Raw genomic sequence first — 13,769 nt, forward strand, 5'->3', positions numbered from 1 at the left:
CGTCGATACGTGGGAGTCGGACGCGCGCTGATGCTGGCCCTGGCGTTCCTCGCCGTGGCCACTCTGCCGGCGGCGTTCGCCCTGCTCTTCTGCTACGACGAAGTTCTCGACCGGGTGGTCTGCGGCTGGTCGGAGTGGCGTGACCGCCGCCGGGAGAAACGCACGATCGCCCGTCTCGACCGTGCCATCGAGGCCGACGCGCTGACCCGGGACATCGACCTCAGTGAGTTCGACAGTGCTGACCGCCGGCCGCTGGAGCAGCTCGCCGCCGACCTGCGCCGTCTTGGCGGTCAGCGGGTCGGCGGCAGCGGTCGCTCGATGGTCTGGCACAGCGCGCTGCTCCAGGCGTACGACGACCGGCTTCGCCTCGCCTGCCGCGCCCTCGGCATCGCCGAACACCTCGCCGAGCTGGACGGCGTCGATCAGGAGATCGAGCGGGTCCGGGTGGAGGGCGTGCTGCACGCCGCCGGGCTGGCCCTGCCGGCGGCCCGGGCGGGGCTTCGGCAGCGGCACCGCTGAACGACCGCACGCTGTGCGACTCTTCGTCTCGGCCCGCCCGTCCGCCGAGGCGCTCAATCACCTCGGCGCGCAGGTCGCCCGTCTGCGCGTCGCGGCGTCGGAGCTGCTGCTGGTGCGCAGCAACCTCGGCGGCCGACCGCGCTACGAACGGATCGCCGCCTGGTCGCTGTGACCCGGCGGCACGTCGCTGGTCGCTGTGGAAGGCCTGCTGCGGAGAACCTCGCGGGCCTGTTCGGCGGCGCGGGTGATGCTCTCGCTGATGAAGTCGAGGAAGCGGGCGATGTTCTCCAGTCGGGCGGCGGCCGGGGTGTGCGCGCCGAGGAGGGCGACACCCTGGCGTGCGAGCGCGACGAGATGGTCGTTGGCCCGAGCGCTGGCGATCGTCGCCTGGTAGAAGAGTTCGTCGTCGACGACGTAGCGGTCGCGGCGGCGTTCGTCGCGTTCGCGACGGACGAGGCTCTGGCTCTCCAGGAAGGTGATCGCCTTGGAGATCGACGCCGGGCTGACCTGGAGGCGCTGGGCGAGCTCGGACGCGGTGAGACTGCCCGAGTCGGTGAGGAACAGGTTGGTCAGCACTCGGGCCGCCATCTTGTTCAGACCGGAGGCCATGAGGACTGTGGTGAACGCCTCCTCGTAGTCGACCACGGCCTGGGCGTCGCGTCCGTCTGGTCGGCGGGCCGCCTCGGCCCCACCGGAGGGGGCGGGCTTGCGCCGGTGGGCGCGACGCTCGGTCGCATGGTGGGCCAGATCGGCGCGGTAGCCGGTGGGGCCGCCGTTGCGCGTCACCTCGCGCGTGACAGTCGAGGTGGGACGGTCGAGGCGTCGGGCGATCTCGGCGTAGGGGAGGCTGTCGGCCAGCCCCAGCGCGATCTGCTGGCGTTCCTGCTGGCTGAGCCTGCCTCCCGGCATCGCGATCTCCCCTCGTGGTGCGCAGGGCGGCGGCCCTCGACCCCGTCACCATAGCGTTAACCCACACACCAATGCAACGACGACGGGCATGGCGTTGCATTAGATTCAGGCCCGTTGCAACAAGTTCGCATAGCTGAGCAGCTAAAACACTGGTTCGATGCAACAAGGGTGTTGCAAAAATCGGAAAGCAACGTAGCGTTTCCCACATAAGAAACAAGCGCCGACCTGGGAGAGCACGATGCAGACGTTCGACACACCCGCCCCCATCTCCGCCGTCCTGGACATCCCTGCCGGACGCATCCAGCTCATCGCCGCGGACCGCGCCGACACCACAGTCGAGATCCTCCCGGCCGACCCCGCCAAGAGCAGCGACACCACTGCCGCCGAGCAGACCACCGTCGCCTACGCCGACGGCGTCCTGCGAATCACGACCGCACCTCCCGTCAACAAGCTCTTCGGCCCCTCCGGCTCCCTGGAGGTCACCGTCCGGGTGCCCGCCGGCTCCCACGTCGAGGCCAGGGCCGCCAGCGCCGAGCTTCGGGGCGTCGGCCGCCTCGGTGACGTCGCCTTCGACGGGGCGTACCAGAAGATCAAGATTGACGAGGCCGCGAGTGTCCGCCTCACCGCGATCGACGGCGACGTCGAGGTCGGCCGGCTCAACGGCCCCGCCGAGATCAGCACCGCCCGGGGTGACATCACTGTCGCCGAGGCCACGCGCGGCACTGTCGTCCTCCGTACCCAGTCCGGCGACATCTCGATCGCGGCGGCGGCCGGTGTCTCGGCCGCCCTCGACGCCGGCACCGGCCACGGCCGCGTCAGCAACGCCCTCAAGAACGACGGCACCGTCGAGCTCGACATCCACGCCAGCACCCTGCAGGGCGACATCCACGCCCGCAGCCTCTGAAAGGGACGGATCGAGATGACCAACAACAGCATGTCCTCGACCAGTTCGGCCTGGACCGGCATGGTGCCGGTCGACGACACCGCCCTGGCCGTCACCGACACCGGCGGCCCCGGCATCCCGCTGGTCTACCTCAACGGCCAGTTCGCCACCCAGGGCTACTGGCGGCGGGTCATCGCCGAGTTGGGTACCGAATTCCGGCACATCACCTACGACGAGCGGGCTCGCGGCAGGAAGTCGAAGCGCTCAGCCGACTACTCGTTCGAAGCGGCCGTCCGGGACGTCGACGCCGTTCTCGCCGCCCGGGGGGTGGCCCGGGCGGTGCTGGTGGGCTGGTCCTACGGAGCGGTGGTCGGGGCCCACTGGGCCAACCGGAACCCGGAGCGTGCCCTGGGCGCGGTCCTGGTCGACGGCGCGTTCCCGCACGACTGGCTCGACGAGGCCATGGCGCAGCGGATCCGCAAGATGTTCCGACGGATGAACCTGTTCATGCCGCTGCTGCGCCCGACCGGCCTGACCCCACGGATGAACGCCGACCAGATGGCGGACAGCAACATCGAACTCGGCGAACTCTCCCGCGAGCGCCAACTGGGCCCGGTCCTGGACGCCATCACCGTCCCGGTGCGGTACGTGGTCGCCTCGGGAGCGTCCCTCGGCAGTCGCGGGGACGAGCAGGAGCAGATCCGTGCCAGCCTCGACGCGGTGACCGTCCGCAACCCGCACATCACCATCGGGGCGAAGGTCGCCAGCAACCACGGTGCGATCCTCAAGAAGGACTTCCGCGCCGTCGCCGAGGCAGTACGCGGGGTCGCCGCCCCTCATCGGGAAGACGCCGGAGCCATTCGGTGAGGTCCGAACGCACGCGTTGACGGGTGACGGTGCGTCACCCGTCAACGCGAAGCGTCAGGAAGACTCGCGGGCGGCCGGGCCGCTGCCGAAGAGCACGTCGTCCCAGCTCGGCAACCGCTTGCGCGGCTTGCCGTTGGCGTCGGTGGACTCGCCGGAGGCCGCCGCGGCGGCCGTCCTTCGGGGTCGCAGCACCGCGAGCGACGGCACGGCCGGCACCTCCTTGGGCGCGTCCGAGTCGTCCTCGAAGGCCGACCCCTGGCCGCCACCGAGCAGCGCGGCGGCACCCCCGCCGACGGGCCGCTGTCGAGGAGCGTCCGACCCGGCCAGAGCAGCCGGGGTACGCGGCTCCAGGCCACGACCCGACGAACCGCCGAGCGGGCGGTCCAGTGAGGCGAGCAGCGCGTCCCGGCCAGCCCGGATCGGATCGCGGCCGGGGCGCGGGTGCTCGGACGCGGCAGGCAACCCGTGCCCACCACGGCTCGGCTCGCCACGCGACGGACCGGGCAGGGCGTGCCCGGTCCGCTCCGGTGCCGGCTCCTGGCCGAGGATCGGCGTGGGCCGCTCGGCGCACAGGTACTGCGCCATGTCGTCGTGCGGCGTGACCACCTGCCGGGCCTTGTCCATGTCCCAGATGGCCTGCGCGGTGGCCTTCCCCGACGGCCAGGTGGCGATGATCCGCCAGGTGCCGTCGTCACGCCGGTACGCGTCCCAGGAGATCTTCTCGGTGTCGATGCCGTGCTGGCTCAGCCGACCGTTGACCACCTCGGCGAGCGGGGTGGGCTTCTCCGCGCCCTTGAGGCGGGTGCGGCGGGCGTGCTGGGCGAGCATCGCCCGCTCCTGCAACACCGGGCCGGCATAGCGCAGCACGCGGTCGACCGGAACCCCGGCGATCCGGGCGACATCCTCCGCGGACTCACCGGAGCGGATGCGGGCCTGAATGTCCCGAGGAGACAGTGAGGGAATCGGATCGACGGTGCTCGGTGCGACCGCGAGCGGCGGTGCACCCGGCTCGGGGTGCATCACGCCGGCGATGCGTTCGTCGATCGGCAGGGCGAGGAGCCGCCCCACCTCGTCGGCGAGCACCAGGGCCTGGCCGTCCTCGGAGAGGGCGACGAAGCGTACTGGGCGCATAGCGTTGCCTCCGTCCCGCTTCGCTGGCCGCACGCCACGAGTCGGCCACCCAGGCGTCTCGGACCACCGTACGCGCATCTGCCTCGGGGTGGGGGAAGCGACACCCCGCATGTCGTGACTGAGCTGCGGCGATGATCACGGTCGGTGTCCGTGGAGGCCCCAACGGACACCGACCGTGACGAACGTCAGAGTCGCTCGACCACGTAGTCGATGGACGCGGTGAGCGCCTCGACATCGGCCGGCTCGACGGCCGGGAACAGCGCCACCCGCAGCTGGTTGCGACCGAGCTTGCGGTAGGGCTCAGTGTCCACGATGCCGTTGGCGCGCAGCGCCTTGGCGATCGCAGTGGCGTCCACCCCGTCGGCGAAGTCGATGGTGGCGACCACGTTGGAGCGCAGCGCCGGGTCGGTGACGAACGGGGTGGCCACGCTGGACCGCTCGGCCCAGCCGTAGACCGCGGCGGCGCTCTCGGCGGTGCGCTTCGCCGCCCAGGACAGGCCGCCCTGCGCGTTCATCCAGTCGGTCTGCTCGGCGGCCAGGAAGATGGTGGCCAGCGCCGGGGTGTTGTAGGTCTGCTCCAGCCGCGAGTTGTCGATCGCGGTGACCAGGTCGAGGAAGGCGGGGATGTAACGCCCGGACGCCTTGATCTCGGCGGCCCGGTCCAGTGCCGCCGGGGACATCAGAGCCAGCCAGAGACCACCGTCGGAGCCGAAGCACTTCTGCGGGGCGAAGTAGTAGACGTCGGTCTCACCGACGTTGACCTCCAGGCCACCCGCGCCGGAGGTCGCGTCGACCAGCAGCAGTGCGCCCTCGTCGGCGCCGGCCACCCGGCTGATCGGCACGGCCACACCGGTCGAGGTCTCGTTCTGCGGCGTCGCGTAGGCGTCCACGCCGGACTCGGCGACCAGCGTCGGCGCGCTGCCCGCGTCGGACTTGCGGACGGTCGGCTCACCCAGGAAGGGGGCGTCCTTGACCGACTTGGCGAACTTGGCGCCGAACTCGCCGAAGCTGGCGAACTGGGCCCGGTCGCGAATCAGGCCGAAGGTGGCGACCTCCCAGAACGCGGTGGTGCCGCCGTTGCCGATGATCACCTCGTAGCCCTCGGGCAGCGAGAAGAACTCGGCGATGCCGGAGCGCAGCCGGGCCACCTGGTCACGGACCGTCTTGTGCCGGTGCGAGGTGCCGAGGTAGGTGGTCGCGACCTCGGCGAGAGCGGACACCGCCGCCGGGCGGACCTTGGACGGGCCGCAGCCGAAGCGTCCGTCGGCGGGCTTGATCTCATCGGGAATCCGGATGATCGGTGCGTCAGCCACGGTCTTGAAGATCCTTCCGCAAGGGCGAGGGCGGGCCCGGCGACACTGCCGGCCCTCATCCTCGCACCCGGACCGAACGGCGATGGGCGGGGTCCCGGCGGTCGGTCTGAGTCCTTCGCCACAGTCGGCCCCGGTAACCAACGAGAAGGGCCCCTCCTCGACGCCTGACGTCGAGGAGGGACCCTTGCCTACCAGCTCAGACGCCGTGCGGGATGGCGGCCCAGCCCTCGACGTCGGACGGCTTGCGAGTCTCCGGGCCCATGTAGAGGGCGGACGGGCGGACCAGCCGCTGCAGGCGCTTCTGCTCCAGGATGTGCGCGCTCCAGCCGCCCATCCGCGCGCAGGTGAACATCGAGGTGAACATGTGCGCCGGCACCTCGGCGAAGTCCAGCACCACGGCCGACCAGAACTCGACGTTGGTGGCCAGTACCCGGTCCGGGCGGCGGGCCTGAAGCTCGGCGAGGGCGGCCTTCTCCAGTGCCTCGGCGATCTCGAAGCGCGGCGCGCCCAGCTCCTTGGCCGTACGCCGGAGCACTCGGGCGCGCGGGTCCTCGGCACGGTAGACGCGGTGGCCGAAGCCCATCAACCGCTCGCCGCGGTCGAGGACGCCCTTGACGTAGCCCTCCGCGTCGCCGCTGCGCTCCACCGCCTCCAGCATGCTGAGCACCCGGGACGGGGCGCCGCCGTGCAGCGGGCCGGAGAGGGCCCCGATGCCCGACGAGATGCAGGCAGCCGCGTCCGCCCCGGTGGAGGCGACGATGCGAGCGGTGAAGGTGGACGCGTTCAGGCCGTGCTCGGCGGCCGAGATGAAGTACGCGTCGACGGCCTTGACGTGCCGCGGGTCGGGCTCGCCGCGCCAGCGCTTCATGAACCGCTCGACGATGGTCTGCGCCTTGTCGATCTCCTTCTGCGGCACCGCCGGCAGGCCGAGGCCGCGGGCGGACTGGGCGACGAAGGAGAGCGCGGTCACCGAGACCCGGGCGAGATCCTCACGGGCCTGCTCGTCGGAGATGTCCAGCAGTTGGTTGAGACCCCAGTACGGGGCCAGCATGGCGACCGCGGACTGCACGTCGACGCGGATGTCACCGGAGTGCACCGGCACCGGGAACGGCTCCGCCGGCGGCAGGCCCGGCCCGAACCGGCCGTCGACAAGCAGTGCCCACACGTTGCCGAACGACACCTGGCCGATCAGATCCTCGATGTCGACTCCGCGATAGCGCAGCGCACCGCCCTCACGGTCAGGTTCGGCGATCTCGGTCTCGAAGGCGACGACGCCCTCCAGCCCGGGTTTGAAATCGGCCATGTCGCTCTCCTGGATCTGGTCGGTGCGCCCGATCGCTCATCCGGCCCGATCGGCCGAGCGCCTTAGGCGACCCTCAGGGATGTGTTCGGAACATACTGCCTGCTGAGTAAGGGATACGCGACCCGCTGCGACTGTGCTGCACGCGACATCCCCGGACGCGCATTCTCCGCGCGGCTCAGTGAGACTGGGCAGGGCGGGCTGGTCAGCGCGGGAGGGTGCTGGCGGGGCCCCCGAAAAGGAGTGGGGACGTGACGGGTGACACACCCGCCCCGGCCGCGATGCGTAACGAGTACGCCGCGGACCTGGGCCTGACCGAGGCTGACCTGGCCGTCGACTGGCACACCCAGTTCGACAGCTGGTTCGCCGACGCGGTGGCCTTCGGGCTGCCCGAACCGAACGCCATGGTGGTGGGCACCGCCGACTCGGCCGGCCGGCCGAGCGGGCGGACGGTGCTGCTGAAGGGGTACGACCCGGAGGGCTTCGTCTTCTTCACCAACCACCTGTCGCGCAAGGGCGTCGAGGCGACCGCCAACCCGTACGCCAGCCTGGTCTTTCCGTGGTTTCCCATGCAGCGTCAGGTGGTGGTCGCCGGACGGGTCGCGCCGGTCGACCGCGCCATGAGCGAGGCGTACTTCGCCAGCCGGCCGCGCGGCTCCCAACTGGGTGCCTGGGCCAGCCCGCAGTCGCAGGTGGTGTCGGGTCGGGCGGCGCTGGAGCAGCGGTACCAGGAGGTGGCCGAGCAGTTCGCCGACCAGGCCGAGATCCCGGCTCCGTCGCACTGGGGCGGGCTGCGGGTCCAACCCGAGTCGGTGGAGTTCTGGCAGGGCCGGGCCGGCCGGTTGCACGACCGGCTCCGCTTCCGTCGCCTCGATCAGGGTGACTGGATCGTCGAGCGGTTGGCGCCGTGACGGGTGTGCGGGAGACCCGGCCGCGCGCAGCGCGCCGCTGGGCGATCGACGTACGTCCGCTGCGGGTTCCGGCGTACCGCCGGCTCTGGCTCGGCAACACGGTGGCGATGTTCGGCTTCCAGTTCACCGCCGTCGCGGTGCCGGTGGAGATGTACGCCCTGACCCGGGACTCGTTCTGGGTGGGGTTGCTGGGCGTGGCCGCCTTCGTACCGTTGCTGGTCTTCGGGCTCTGGGGCGGCGCGGTCGCCGACGCCCGTGACCGGCGTGCGGTGCTGCTCGGCGGCTCATTGTTGCTCTGGGCATCCACTCTCGGGCTGCTGCTCCAGGCGGTGCTCGACGTGGGCAGCCCGGTGCTGCTGCTGGCGTTGATGGCGTTGCAGTCGGTGGCCTTCGCGATCAGCTCGCCGGCCCGCAGCGCCATGCTGCCCCGGCTGGTGCCGGACGACCTGGTGGCGTCCGCCACCACGCTGAACTACACGACCTTCACCGCCGCCTCGGTCGCCGGCCCGCTCGCCGCCGGCCTGATCCTCTCCGCCTCGCCGGACACCACTGTGGTCCTGCCGATCGCCTACGGGCTGGACGCGGTGCTGTTCACAGCGATGCTCTGGGCCGCGCTGCGGCTGCCCTCGCTCCCGCCCGAGCCCACCGCCGACGGCCAGGCCCGGCGTGCCGGTCTGGCCAGCGTCGTCGACGGGTTCCGCTACCTGGCCACCACCCCGGTCCTGCTGCTGTCCTTCGGGGTCGACCTGATCGCGATGATCCTCGCCATGCCACGGGCCCTCTTTCCGGAGATCGCGCACGAGCGGTTCGGCGGCGGTGGCTCGGTCGGTCTGCTCTACAGCGCCATCGCGATCGGCTCGATGATCGGTGGGTTGACCTCCGGCTGGATCGGCCGGCTCCGCCGCCAGGGGCTCGGCCTGGTGCTCGCGGTGGTCGGCTGGGGCCTGGCGATCGCCGCGGCCGGGTTGGCCCACCAGCTCTGGCTGATGGTCGTGCTGCTCGCCGTGGCCGGCGCCGCCGACCTGATCAGCGCGGTACTGCGTCAGTCGATGCTGCTGGTCTACGCACCGGACCGGATGCGCGGCCGGCTCCAGGGCGTGAACACCGTAGTGGTGGCGGGTGGCCCACGCCTGGGCGATCTGCGCGCCGGCACCATGGCCGCCGGGTTCGGTGGCGGGGTGGCCTGGGTGGCCGGTGGGCTCGCCTCCGCGGTGCTCGTGGTGGTGCTGGCTGTCGCGTTCCCGGCGCTGCTGCGTTACCGGGCGGCGACGGCGTCGAGCGACAACCGGACCTGACCGGTTAGTGTCGCCGGCATGGAAAGCCCCGATCAGCGCCCGTTCTCCGGCGCCCAGTGGACCATCTCCGCCGCCGGCCACGAGGCCGTCATCGTGGAGGTCGGCGGTGGGCTCCGGACGTACCGGCACGACGGTGTCGACCTGCTCGACGGGTACCAGACCGACGAGGTCTGCCCCGGTTGCACCGGGCAGGTGCTGGCACCCTGGCCGAACCGGATCCGCGATGGTCGCTACTCGTTCGACGGGCGGACGCACCAGCTTTCGCTGACCGAGCCGGAGCGGCACGTGGCCATCCACGGGCTGGTCAACTGGGTGCCGTGGCAGTTGCTGGAGCAGTCGGCGGACGCCGTGACGGTCGGCTACGACCTGCCGCCGCAGCCCGGCTACCCGTGGCCGCTGCGGCTGCGCAGCCGGTGGAGCGTCGACGCGGACGGGCTGCGCGCCGAGCACGAGGTGACGAACATCGGTGGGGAACTGGCCCCGTTCGGCTTCTCCGTGCACCCGTACCTGCAACTGCCGGGCGTCGCTGTGGACGACCTGGTGTTGCGGCTGCCCACCCGGAGCCGGGTGCTGGTGGACGGTCGGCTGCTGCCGGTGGGGGTGACCCCGGTGGCCGGCACCGAGTACGACTGGACCAGCCCCCGCCGGATCGGCGCGGCCGTGCTGGACTCCTGCTTCGGCGAGGTGATCCGGGACGCCGACGGCGGTTCGTCGGTGAGCCTCGCCGCGCCGGACGGTTCGGCCGCTGTGAGCATCTGGGCGGACGCCGAGTTCGGCTGGTGGCAGGTGTTCACCGGGGACGCCCTCACCGGCGATCGGTACCGCCGCTCGGTGGCGGTCGAGCCGATGACCTGCCCACCGGACGCGTTCCGGTCGGGCAAGGACCTGCTCACCCTCAAGCCCGGCACTACCTGGCGAGGTGCCTGGGGCATCCGCCCCGGCGCCTGATGGAGTTCGCCGAGGTCGTCCGCCGACGGCGGATGGTGCGCAACTACGACCCGGACCGCCCCGTCCCGCCCGACGTGGTGGACCGGTTGCTCGACCACGCGGTCCGCGCGCCGTCGGCCGGCTTCGCCCAGGGCTGGGGTTTCCTGGTGTTGGAGGAGCTGGCCGATCGGGACCGGTTCTGGGCCGCCACCACCCCCGATGGCGGTGGGCGGGAGCGCTGGCTCGCGGGCATGCGCCGGGCACCCCTGATCGTGGTGCCGCACGCCAACGAGTCGGCGTACCTGCGGCGGTACGCGGAGCCGGACAAGGGCTGGACGGATCAGTCCGCGGACCGGTGGCCGGTGCCGTACTGGCACGTGGACGCCGGATTCGCGGCGTTGCTGATGTTGCTCACCGCTGTGGACGAGGGGCTGGGGGCGTGCTTCTTCGGCATTCCGCCGCAGCGGCTCGCCGCCTACCGGGACGCGTTCGGCGTGCCGGCGGAGTATCAGCCCATCGGCGCCGTCACAATCGGTTACCGTGCAGCCGACCATCGGTCACCATCGTTGCGCCGTGGACGTCGCCCGATGGACGAGGTCGTGCGGCGCGGCCGGTGGAACTGACACGCACGTCCCGTTCGTCCGGTTGAGGATCGGACGAGCGATAGCGAAACTGACATCAGGGAGCAGAACGTAGCGTGCGCTGGGCGGCTAGGCTGGCACGGTCATCGGTGCCGCGCCGCGCGGTGCCCGCCGCGGCCCGGCTCGGCGCCGTCGGTCGGCCCGGCCACGGGGAGGGGAGCGTGCCGTCGTGATCTTCAGAGCGGTCCGGGACGGGCGTCCCTATCCGGAGCACAATCTGACGCTCAAGCAGTGGGCGGAGATCCCGCCGAGGCCACTGCGCCTGGATCAGATGATCACCACCAAGCGCGAGTTGGCGCTGGACAAGCTCCTCGCCGAGGATTCCACCTTCTACGGTGACCTCTTTCCGCACGTCGTGCAGTGGAACGGCGGGCTCTACCTGGAGGACGGGCTGCACCGGGCGCTGCGCGCCGCCCTCCAGCAGCGCAACCAGATCCACGCGCGAGTGCTGGTGCTCTCCGAGCCCATCGAGTGACGAGCCCTTCTTTCCCGCGCTGAACCTTCGTTAGGGTGGCGTCCATGACCGCTGCGCTGGACCTGCTCGACCTGGACCCGTCGCTCAGCGAGGAGGAGCGGCAGATCCGCGACGTCGTCCGTCAACTCGTCGACGACCGGGTGCGACCCCACGTCGCCGACTGGTACGAGGACGGCAAGGTGCCCGCCCGGGAGTTGGCCCGCGAGTTCGGCAAGCTCGGCCTGCTCGGCATGCACCTGACCGGCTACGGCTGCGCCGGTGCCTCCGCTGTCGCCTACGGGCTGGCCTGCCAGGAGTTGGAAGCCGGCGACTCCGGCCTCCGCTCCCTGGTCTCCGTGCAGGGATCGCTTGCCATGTACGCCATCTGGCGCTACGGCAGCGAGGAGCAGAAGCGACGGTGGCTGCCGTCGATGGCCACCGGTGAGGCGATCGGCTGCTTCGGCCTCACCGAGCCTGATCACGGCTCCGACCCCGCCTCGATGGCCACCCGGGCCCGCCGCGACGGCGACGACTGGGTGCTCACCGGCGGCAAGATGTGGATCACCAACGCCCCGATCGCGGACGTCGCGGTGATCTGGGCGCGCACCGACGAGGGCGTACGGGGTTTCGCCGTACCCATTGACACTCCCGGCGTCACGGCCCGGGAGATCCGCCGCAAGATGTCGCTGCGCGCGTCGGTGACCGGCGAGATCGTGCTCGACGACGTCCGGCTGCCGGCCGACGCCCAACTGCCCGAGGCGGTCGGGCTCAAGGCGCCGCTGAGCTGCCTCACCGAGGCCCGCTACGGCATCGTCTGGGGCGCGGTCGGCGCGGCCCGCGACTGCCTGGAAACCACACTGGCGTACGCGACCACCCGCACCCAGTTCGGTCGCCCACTGGCCGGCTTCCAACTCACCCAGGCGAAGCTCGCCGACATGGCAGTCGAGTTGGTGAAGGGGCAACTGCTCGCGCTGCACCTGGGCCGGCTCGCCGACGCCCGGCGGCTGCGGCCCGAGCAGGTCAGCGTGGGCAAGCTGAACAACGTGCGGGAGGCCCTGGCCATCGCCCGACAGTGTCGCACCATCCTCGGCGCCAACGGCGTCTCCGGTGAGTACCCGGTGATGCGGCACGCCAACAACCTGGAGAGCGTGCTGACCTACGAGGGCACCTCCGAGATCCACCAACTGGTCATCGGGCAGCGGCTCACCGGGCTCTCCGCGTTCGCCTGACCTGCCCGTTTGTCACTTCCTGGCGCTCGCCGCGCGACTGTCGTATCGGGGCCGTACCGTCATTGACAGACGACTTGTCTGACGAGGACGGTGAGCGTGATGGCCCGCGACGCTGGCAGCAACGAGCCCACGAGGGAGTTCCCCGGTTACCCGACCGGTGACGATCTCAAGGCGCGGTCGACCGCGACACCCGAGTGGACCGCTGATACGCCGGGTGGCCCCGGCGAGCCGGCCGGTCCCGGTGGGCCTGCTGGCCCCGGTGGCCCGCCGAGCGATGGCGATGGCCCCGTCGGTGGCGGTGGCGGTGGGGCGGCCCGCGGTCTGCTCCTGCTGCTCGGCGCCGCCGCGCTGGCCGTGGTCGTGCTGCTCGGCATTCAGGCGACCGGGATCCTGCCGGAGTTCCGCAACCCGTTCGCGAAGGAGCAGACCGACCGCAGTCAGCCACCGCTGCTGAAGTCGATCCAGGACCTCAGCCGCTACGTGGCCGCGGAAGGCAACTTCCAGGTGGTGGTCGACACGCAGAACGACCGGCGCAACGTTCCGGACTTCCTGCTCAACGAGCGCACCCTGTTCGTCGGGGCCGGCAGCGTCGAGGCGTACGTCGACTTCACCAAGATCGGTGAGGGTGCCGTCGTCCAGTCCGCCGACGGCAAGTCCGTCGAGATCAAGCTGCCCGCGCCGCAGCTCGGTGAGACCAACCTCGACATGGAGAAGAGCTACGTCTTCGCCGAGCAGCGTGGTCTGCTCAACCGACTCGGTGACCTGGTCGGCAACGACCCCAACCGGCAGCAGCAGGTCTACCAGCTCGCCGAGGACCGGATCACCGCCGCCGCCCGGGACAGCGGGCTCTCCGCCCGAGCCGAGGAGAACACCCGCAAGATGCTGGAGGGGCTGCTCCGCTCCCTCGGCTACCAGCAGATCACTGTCACCTACATAGCCCCCTGACCTGCGTCCCGTACGCCGAAGCGCCCGCACCGACTTCCGTCGGAGCGGGCGCTTCCGTGTGGTGCCCCGCGTTGGTTGCTAACGGAAACTGTCCAAGATCTGCAATTACGTCAGGTGCGCGGGGCGGGATCAGTGGCCGGTGGAGGCCAGGTAGCGGTCCTCGTTCGGCATCAGCACCCACAGGATCAGGTAGACGATCACCTGCGTGCCGGGCAGCAGCAGCGACAGCAGGAACAGCAGCCGGACCATTCCGGCCGACATGCCGAACCGCCGCCCGAGGCCGGCGCAGACACCGGCGAGCATGCGCCCCTCGCGGGGCCGGACCAGTTTGCGACTCATCGTCGTACTCCCACTCTGCGGCGGTGCGCCGCGTCTGCAATCCACGGTAGAAGGGGATGGCCACCTCGCCCTCGGTCCCGAGGATGAGCGGCAACCCGTGGACCCG

16 protein-coding genes are annotated in these 13,769 nt (G+C 71.1%); 11 read left to right on the forward strand and 5 right to left on the reverse strand.

All coding sequences use genetic code 11. The features are described from left to right. The first annotated feature begins 9 nt into the window (after positions 1-9). Positions 10-519, forward strand: coding sequence for a hypothetical protein (locus tag ABZ794_RS05985; RefSeq protein WP_357514462.1), 510 nt, complete (start codon positions 10-12; stop codon positions 517-519). 13 nt (positions 520-532) lie between these two features. Continuing rightward, the gene (locus ABZ794_RS05990) at positions 533-691 is read left to right on the forward strand and encodes a hypothetical protein (protein ID WP_210782804.1); all 159 of its coding nucleotides are present in this window, start codon (positions 533-535) and stop codon (positions 689-691) included. Here the strand turns inward: ABZ794_RS05990 and ABZ794_RS05995 are convergent. Then, entirely contained in the window at positions 661-1,428 is a 768-nt protein-coding gene (locus ABZ794_RS05995) for a helix-turn-helix domain-containing protein (RefSeq protein WP_357514465.1), read from the reverse strand. The two genes, ABZ794_RS05990 and ABZ794_RS05995, sit on opposite strands and share 31 nt — an antisense overlap. Positions 1,429-1,666: 238 nt before the next feature. Here ABZ794_RS05995 and ABZ794_RS06000 point away from each other — a divergent pair, with 238 nt between their 5' ends. Beyond that, complete coding sequence (locus ABZ794_RS06000; RefSeq protein ID WP_210782808.1) at positions 1,667-2,332, forward strand: DUF4097 family beta strand repeat-containing protein; 666 nt, start codon at positions 1,667-1,669, stop codon at positions 2,330-2,332. 15 nt (positions 2,333-2,347) lie between these two features. Next, a complete protein-coding gene (locus ABZ794_RS06005; protein WP_238690703.1) occupies positions 2,348-3,178 on the forward strand; it encodes an alpha/beta fold hydrolase in 831 nt (276 codons plus the stop codon). A gap of 54 nt (positions 3,179-3,232) precedes the next feature. Here the strand turns inward: ABZ794_RS06005 and sepH are convergent, their stop codons facing one another. The 3 genes from sepH to ABZ794_RS06020 all read right to left on the reverse strand — a co-directional run bounded on the left by sepH (position 3,233) and on the right by ABZ794_RS06020 (position 6,925). Next, positions 3,233-4,309 carry a septation protein SepH gene (gene sepH, locus ABZ794_RS06010; RefSeq protein ID WP_210782811.1) on the reverse strand — a complete coding sequence of 359 codons (1,077 nt, stop codon included), beginning with the start codon at positions 4,307-4,309 and terminating at the stop codon, positions 3,233-3,235. Between the two features lie 185 nt (positions 4,310-4,494). Continuing rightward, the gene (gene serC, locus ABZ794_RS06015; protein ID WP_210782813.1) at positions 4,495-5,622 is read right to left on the reverse strand and encodes a phosphoserine transaminase; all 1,128 of its coding nucleotides are present in this window, start codon (positions 5,620-5,622) and stop codon (positions 4,495-4,497) included. Between the two features lie 196 nt (positions 5,623-5,818). Next, complete coding sequence (locus tag ABZ794_RS06020; protein ID WP_210782815.1) at positions 5,819-6,925, reverse strand: citrate synthase 2; 1,107 nt, start codon at positions 6,923-6,925, stop codon at positions 5,819-5,821. Positions 6,926-7,203: 278 nt separating this feature from the next. Between ABZ794_RS06020 and pdxH the strand changes: the two genes are divergently transcribed. The 7 genes from pdxH to ABZ794_RS06055 all read left to right on the forward strand — a co-directional run bounded on the left by pdxH (position 7,204) and on the right by ABZ794_RS06055 (position 13,324). After that, complete coding sequence (gene pdxH / locus ABZ794_RS06025) at positions 7,204-7,833, forward strand: pyridoxamine 5'-phosphate oxidase (RefSeq protein ID WP_357514651.1); 630 nt, start codon at positions 7,204-7,206, stop codon at positions 7,831-7,833. Next, entirely contained in the window at positions 7,830-9,128 is a 1,299-nt protein-coding gene (locus ABZ794_RS06030; protein ID WP_210782817.1) for an MFS transporter, read from the forward strand. Before pdxH ends, ABZ794_RS06030 begins: the two co-directional genes overlap by 4 nt. A gap of 18 nt (positions 9,129-9,146) precedes the next feature. Next, on the forward strand, positions 9,147-10,076 hold the full coding sequence (locus ABZ794_RS06035) for an aldose 1-epimerase family protein (protein ID WP_357514469.1): 930 nt from the start codon (positions 9,147-9,149) through the stop codon (positions 10,074-10,076). Continuing rightward, positions 10,076-10,678: a nitroreductase family protein gene (locus tag ABZ794_RS06040; protein ID WP_357514471.1), complete on the forward strand. Its 603-nt coding sequence runs from the start codon at positions 10,076-10,078 to the stop codon at positions 10,676-10,678. The genes ABZ794_RS06035 and ABZ794_RS06040 overlap by 1 nt, the downstream gene beginning before the upstream one ends. A 187-nt stretch (positions 10,679-10,865) precedes the next feature. Beyond that, a complete protein-coding gene (locus ABZ794_RS06045) occupies positions 10,866-11,171 on the forward strand; it encodes a type II toxin-antitoxin system VapB family antitoxin (RefSeq protein ID WP_030329612.1) in 306 nt (101 codons plus the stop codon). A gap of 44 nt (positions 11,172-11,215) precedes the next feature. Beyond that, entirely contained in the window at positions 11,216-12,379 is a 1,164-nt protein-coding gene (locus ABZ794_RS06050; RefSeq protein WP_357514473.1) for an acyl-CoA dehydrogenase family protein, read from the forward strand. A 99-nt stretch (positions 12,380-12,478) separates the two neighbouring features. Beyond that, the gene (locus tag ABZ794_RS06055; protein ID WP_357514475.1) at positions 12,479-13,324 is read left to right on the forward strand and encodes a DUF4230 domain-containing protein; all 846 of its coding nucleotides are present in this window, start codon (positions 12,479-12,481) and stop codon (positions 13,322-13,324) included. 129 nt (positions 13,325-13,453) lie between these two features. On the opposite strand, the gene ABZ794_RS06060 is transcribed toward ABZ794_RS06055, so the two are convergent. Further along, positions 13,454-13,663: a PspC domain-containing protein gene (locus ABZ794_RS06060; RefSeq protein ID WP_030329606.1), complete on the reverse strand. Its 210-nt coding sequence runs from the start codon at positions 13,661-13,663 to the stop codon at positions 13,454-13,456. Positions 13,664-13,769 lie beyond the last annotated feature (106 nt).

Origin of the sequence: Micromonospora sp. NPDC047187, assembly GCF_040643355.1 — a bacterium.
Lineage (GTDB): Bacteria > Actinomycetota > Actinomycetes > Mycobacteriales > Micromonosporaceae > Micromonospora > Micromonospora salmantinae.

Excerpts from the sequence above, each read along its gene's own strand:
- ABZ794_RS06055 (WP_357514475.1), top strand. The coding sequence starts at position 12,479 with ATGGCCCGCGACGCTGGCAGCAACGAGCCCACGAGGGAGTTCCCCGGT.
- sepH (WP_210782811.1), bottom strand. The coding sequence starts at position 4,309 with ATGCGCCCAGTACGCTTCGTCGCCCTCTCCGAGGACGGCCAGGCCCTG.
- ABZ794_RS06050 (WP_357514473.1), top strand. The coding sequence starts at position 11,216 with ATGACCGCTGCGCTGGACCTGCTCGACCTGGACCCGTCGCTCAGCGAG.
- ABZ794_RS06020 (WP_210782815.1), bottom strand. The coding sequence starts at position 6,925 with ATGGCCGATTTCAAACCCGGGCTGGAGGGCGTCGTCGCCTTCGAGACC.
- ABZ794_RS06060 (WP_030329606.1), bottom strand. The coding sequence starts at position 13,663 with ATGAGTCGCAAACTGGTCCGGCCCCGCGAGGGGCGCATGCTCGCCGGT.
- ABZ794_RS06035 (WP_357514469.1), top strand. The coding sequence starts at position 9,147 with ATGGAAAGCCCCGATCAGCGCCCGTTCTCCGGCGCCCAGTGGACCATC.
- pdxH (WP_357514651.1), top strand. The coding sequence starts at position 7,204 with ATGCGTAACGAGTACGCCGCGGACCTGGGCCTGACCGAGGCTGACCTG.
- ABZ794_RS06040 (WP_357514471.1), top strand. The coding sequence starts at position 10,076 with ATGGAGTTCGCCGAGGTCGTCCGCCGACGGCGGATGGTGCGCAACTAC.
- ABZ794_RS06000 (WP_210782808.1), top strand. The coding sequence starts at position 1,667 with ATGCAGACGTTCGACACACCCGCCCCCATCTCCGCCGTCCTGGACATC.
- ABZ794_RS06005 (WP_238690703.1), top strand. The coding sequence starts at position 2,348 with ATGACCAACAACAGCATGTCCTCGACCAGTTCGGCCTGGACCGGCATG.
- ABZ794_RS05995 (WP_357514465.1), bottom strand. The coding sequence starts at position 1,428 with ATGCCGGGAGGCAGGCTCAGCCAGCAGGAACGCCAGCAGATCGCGCTG.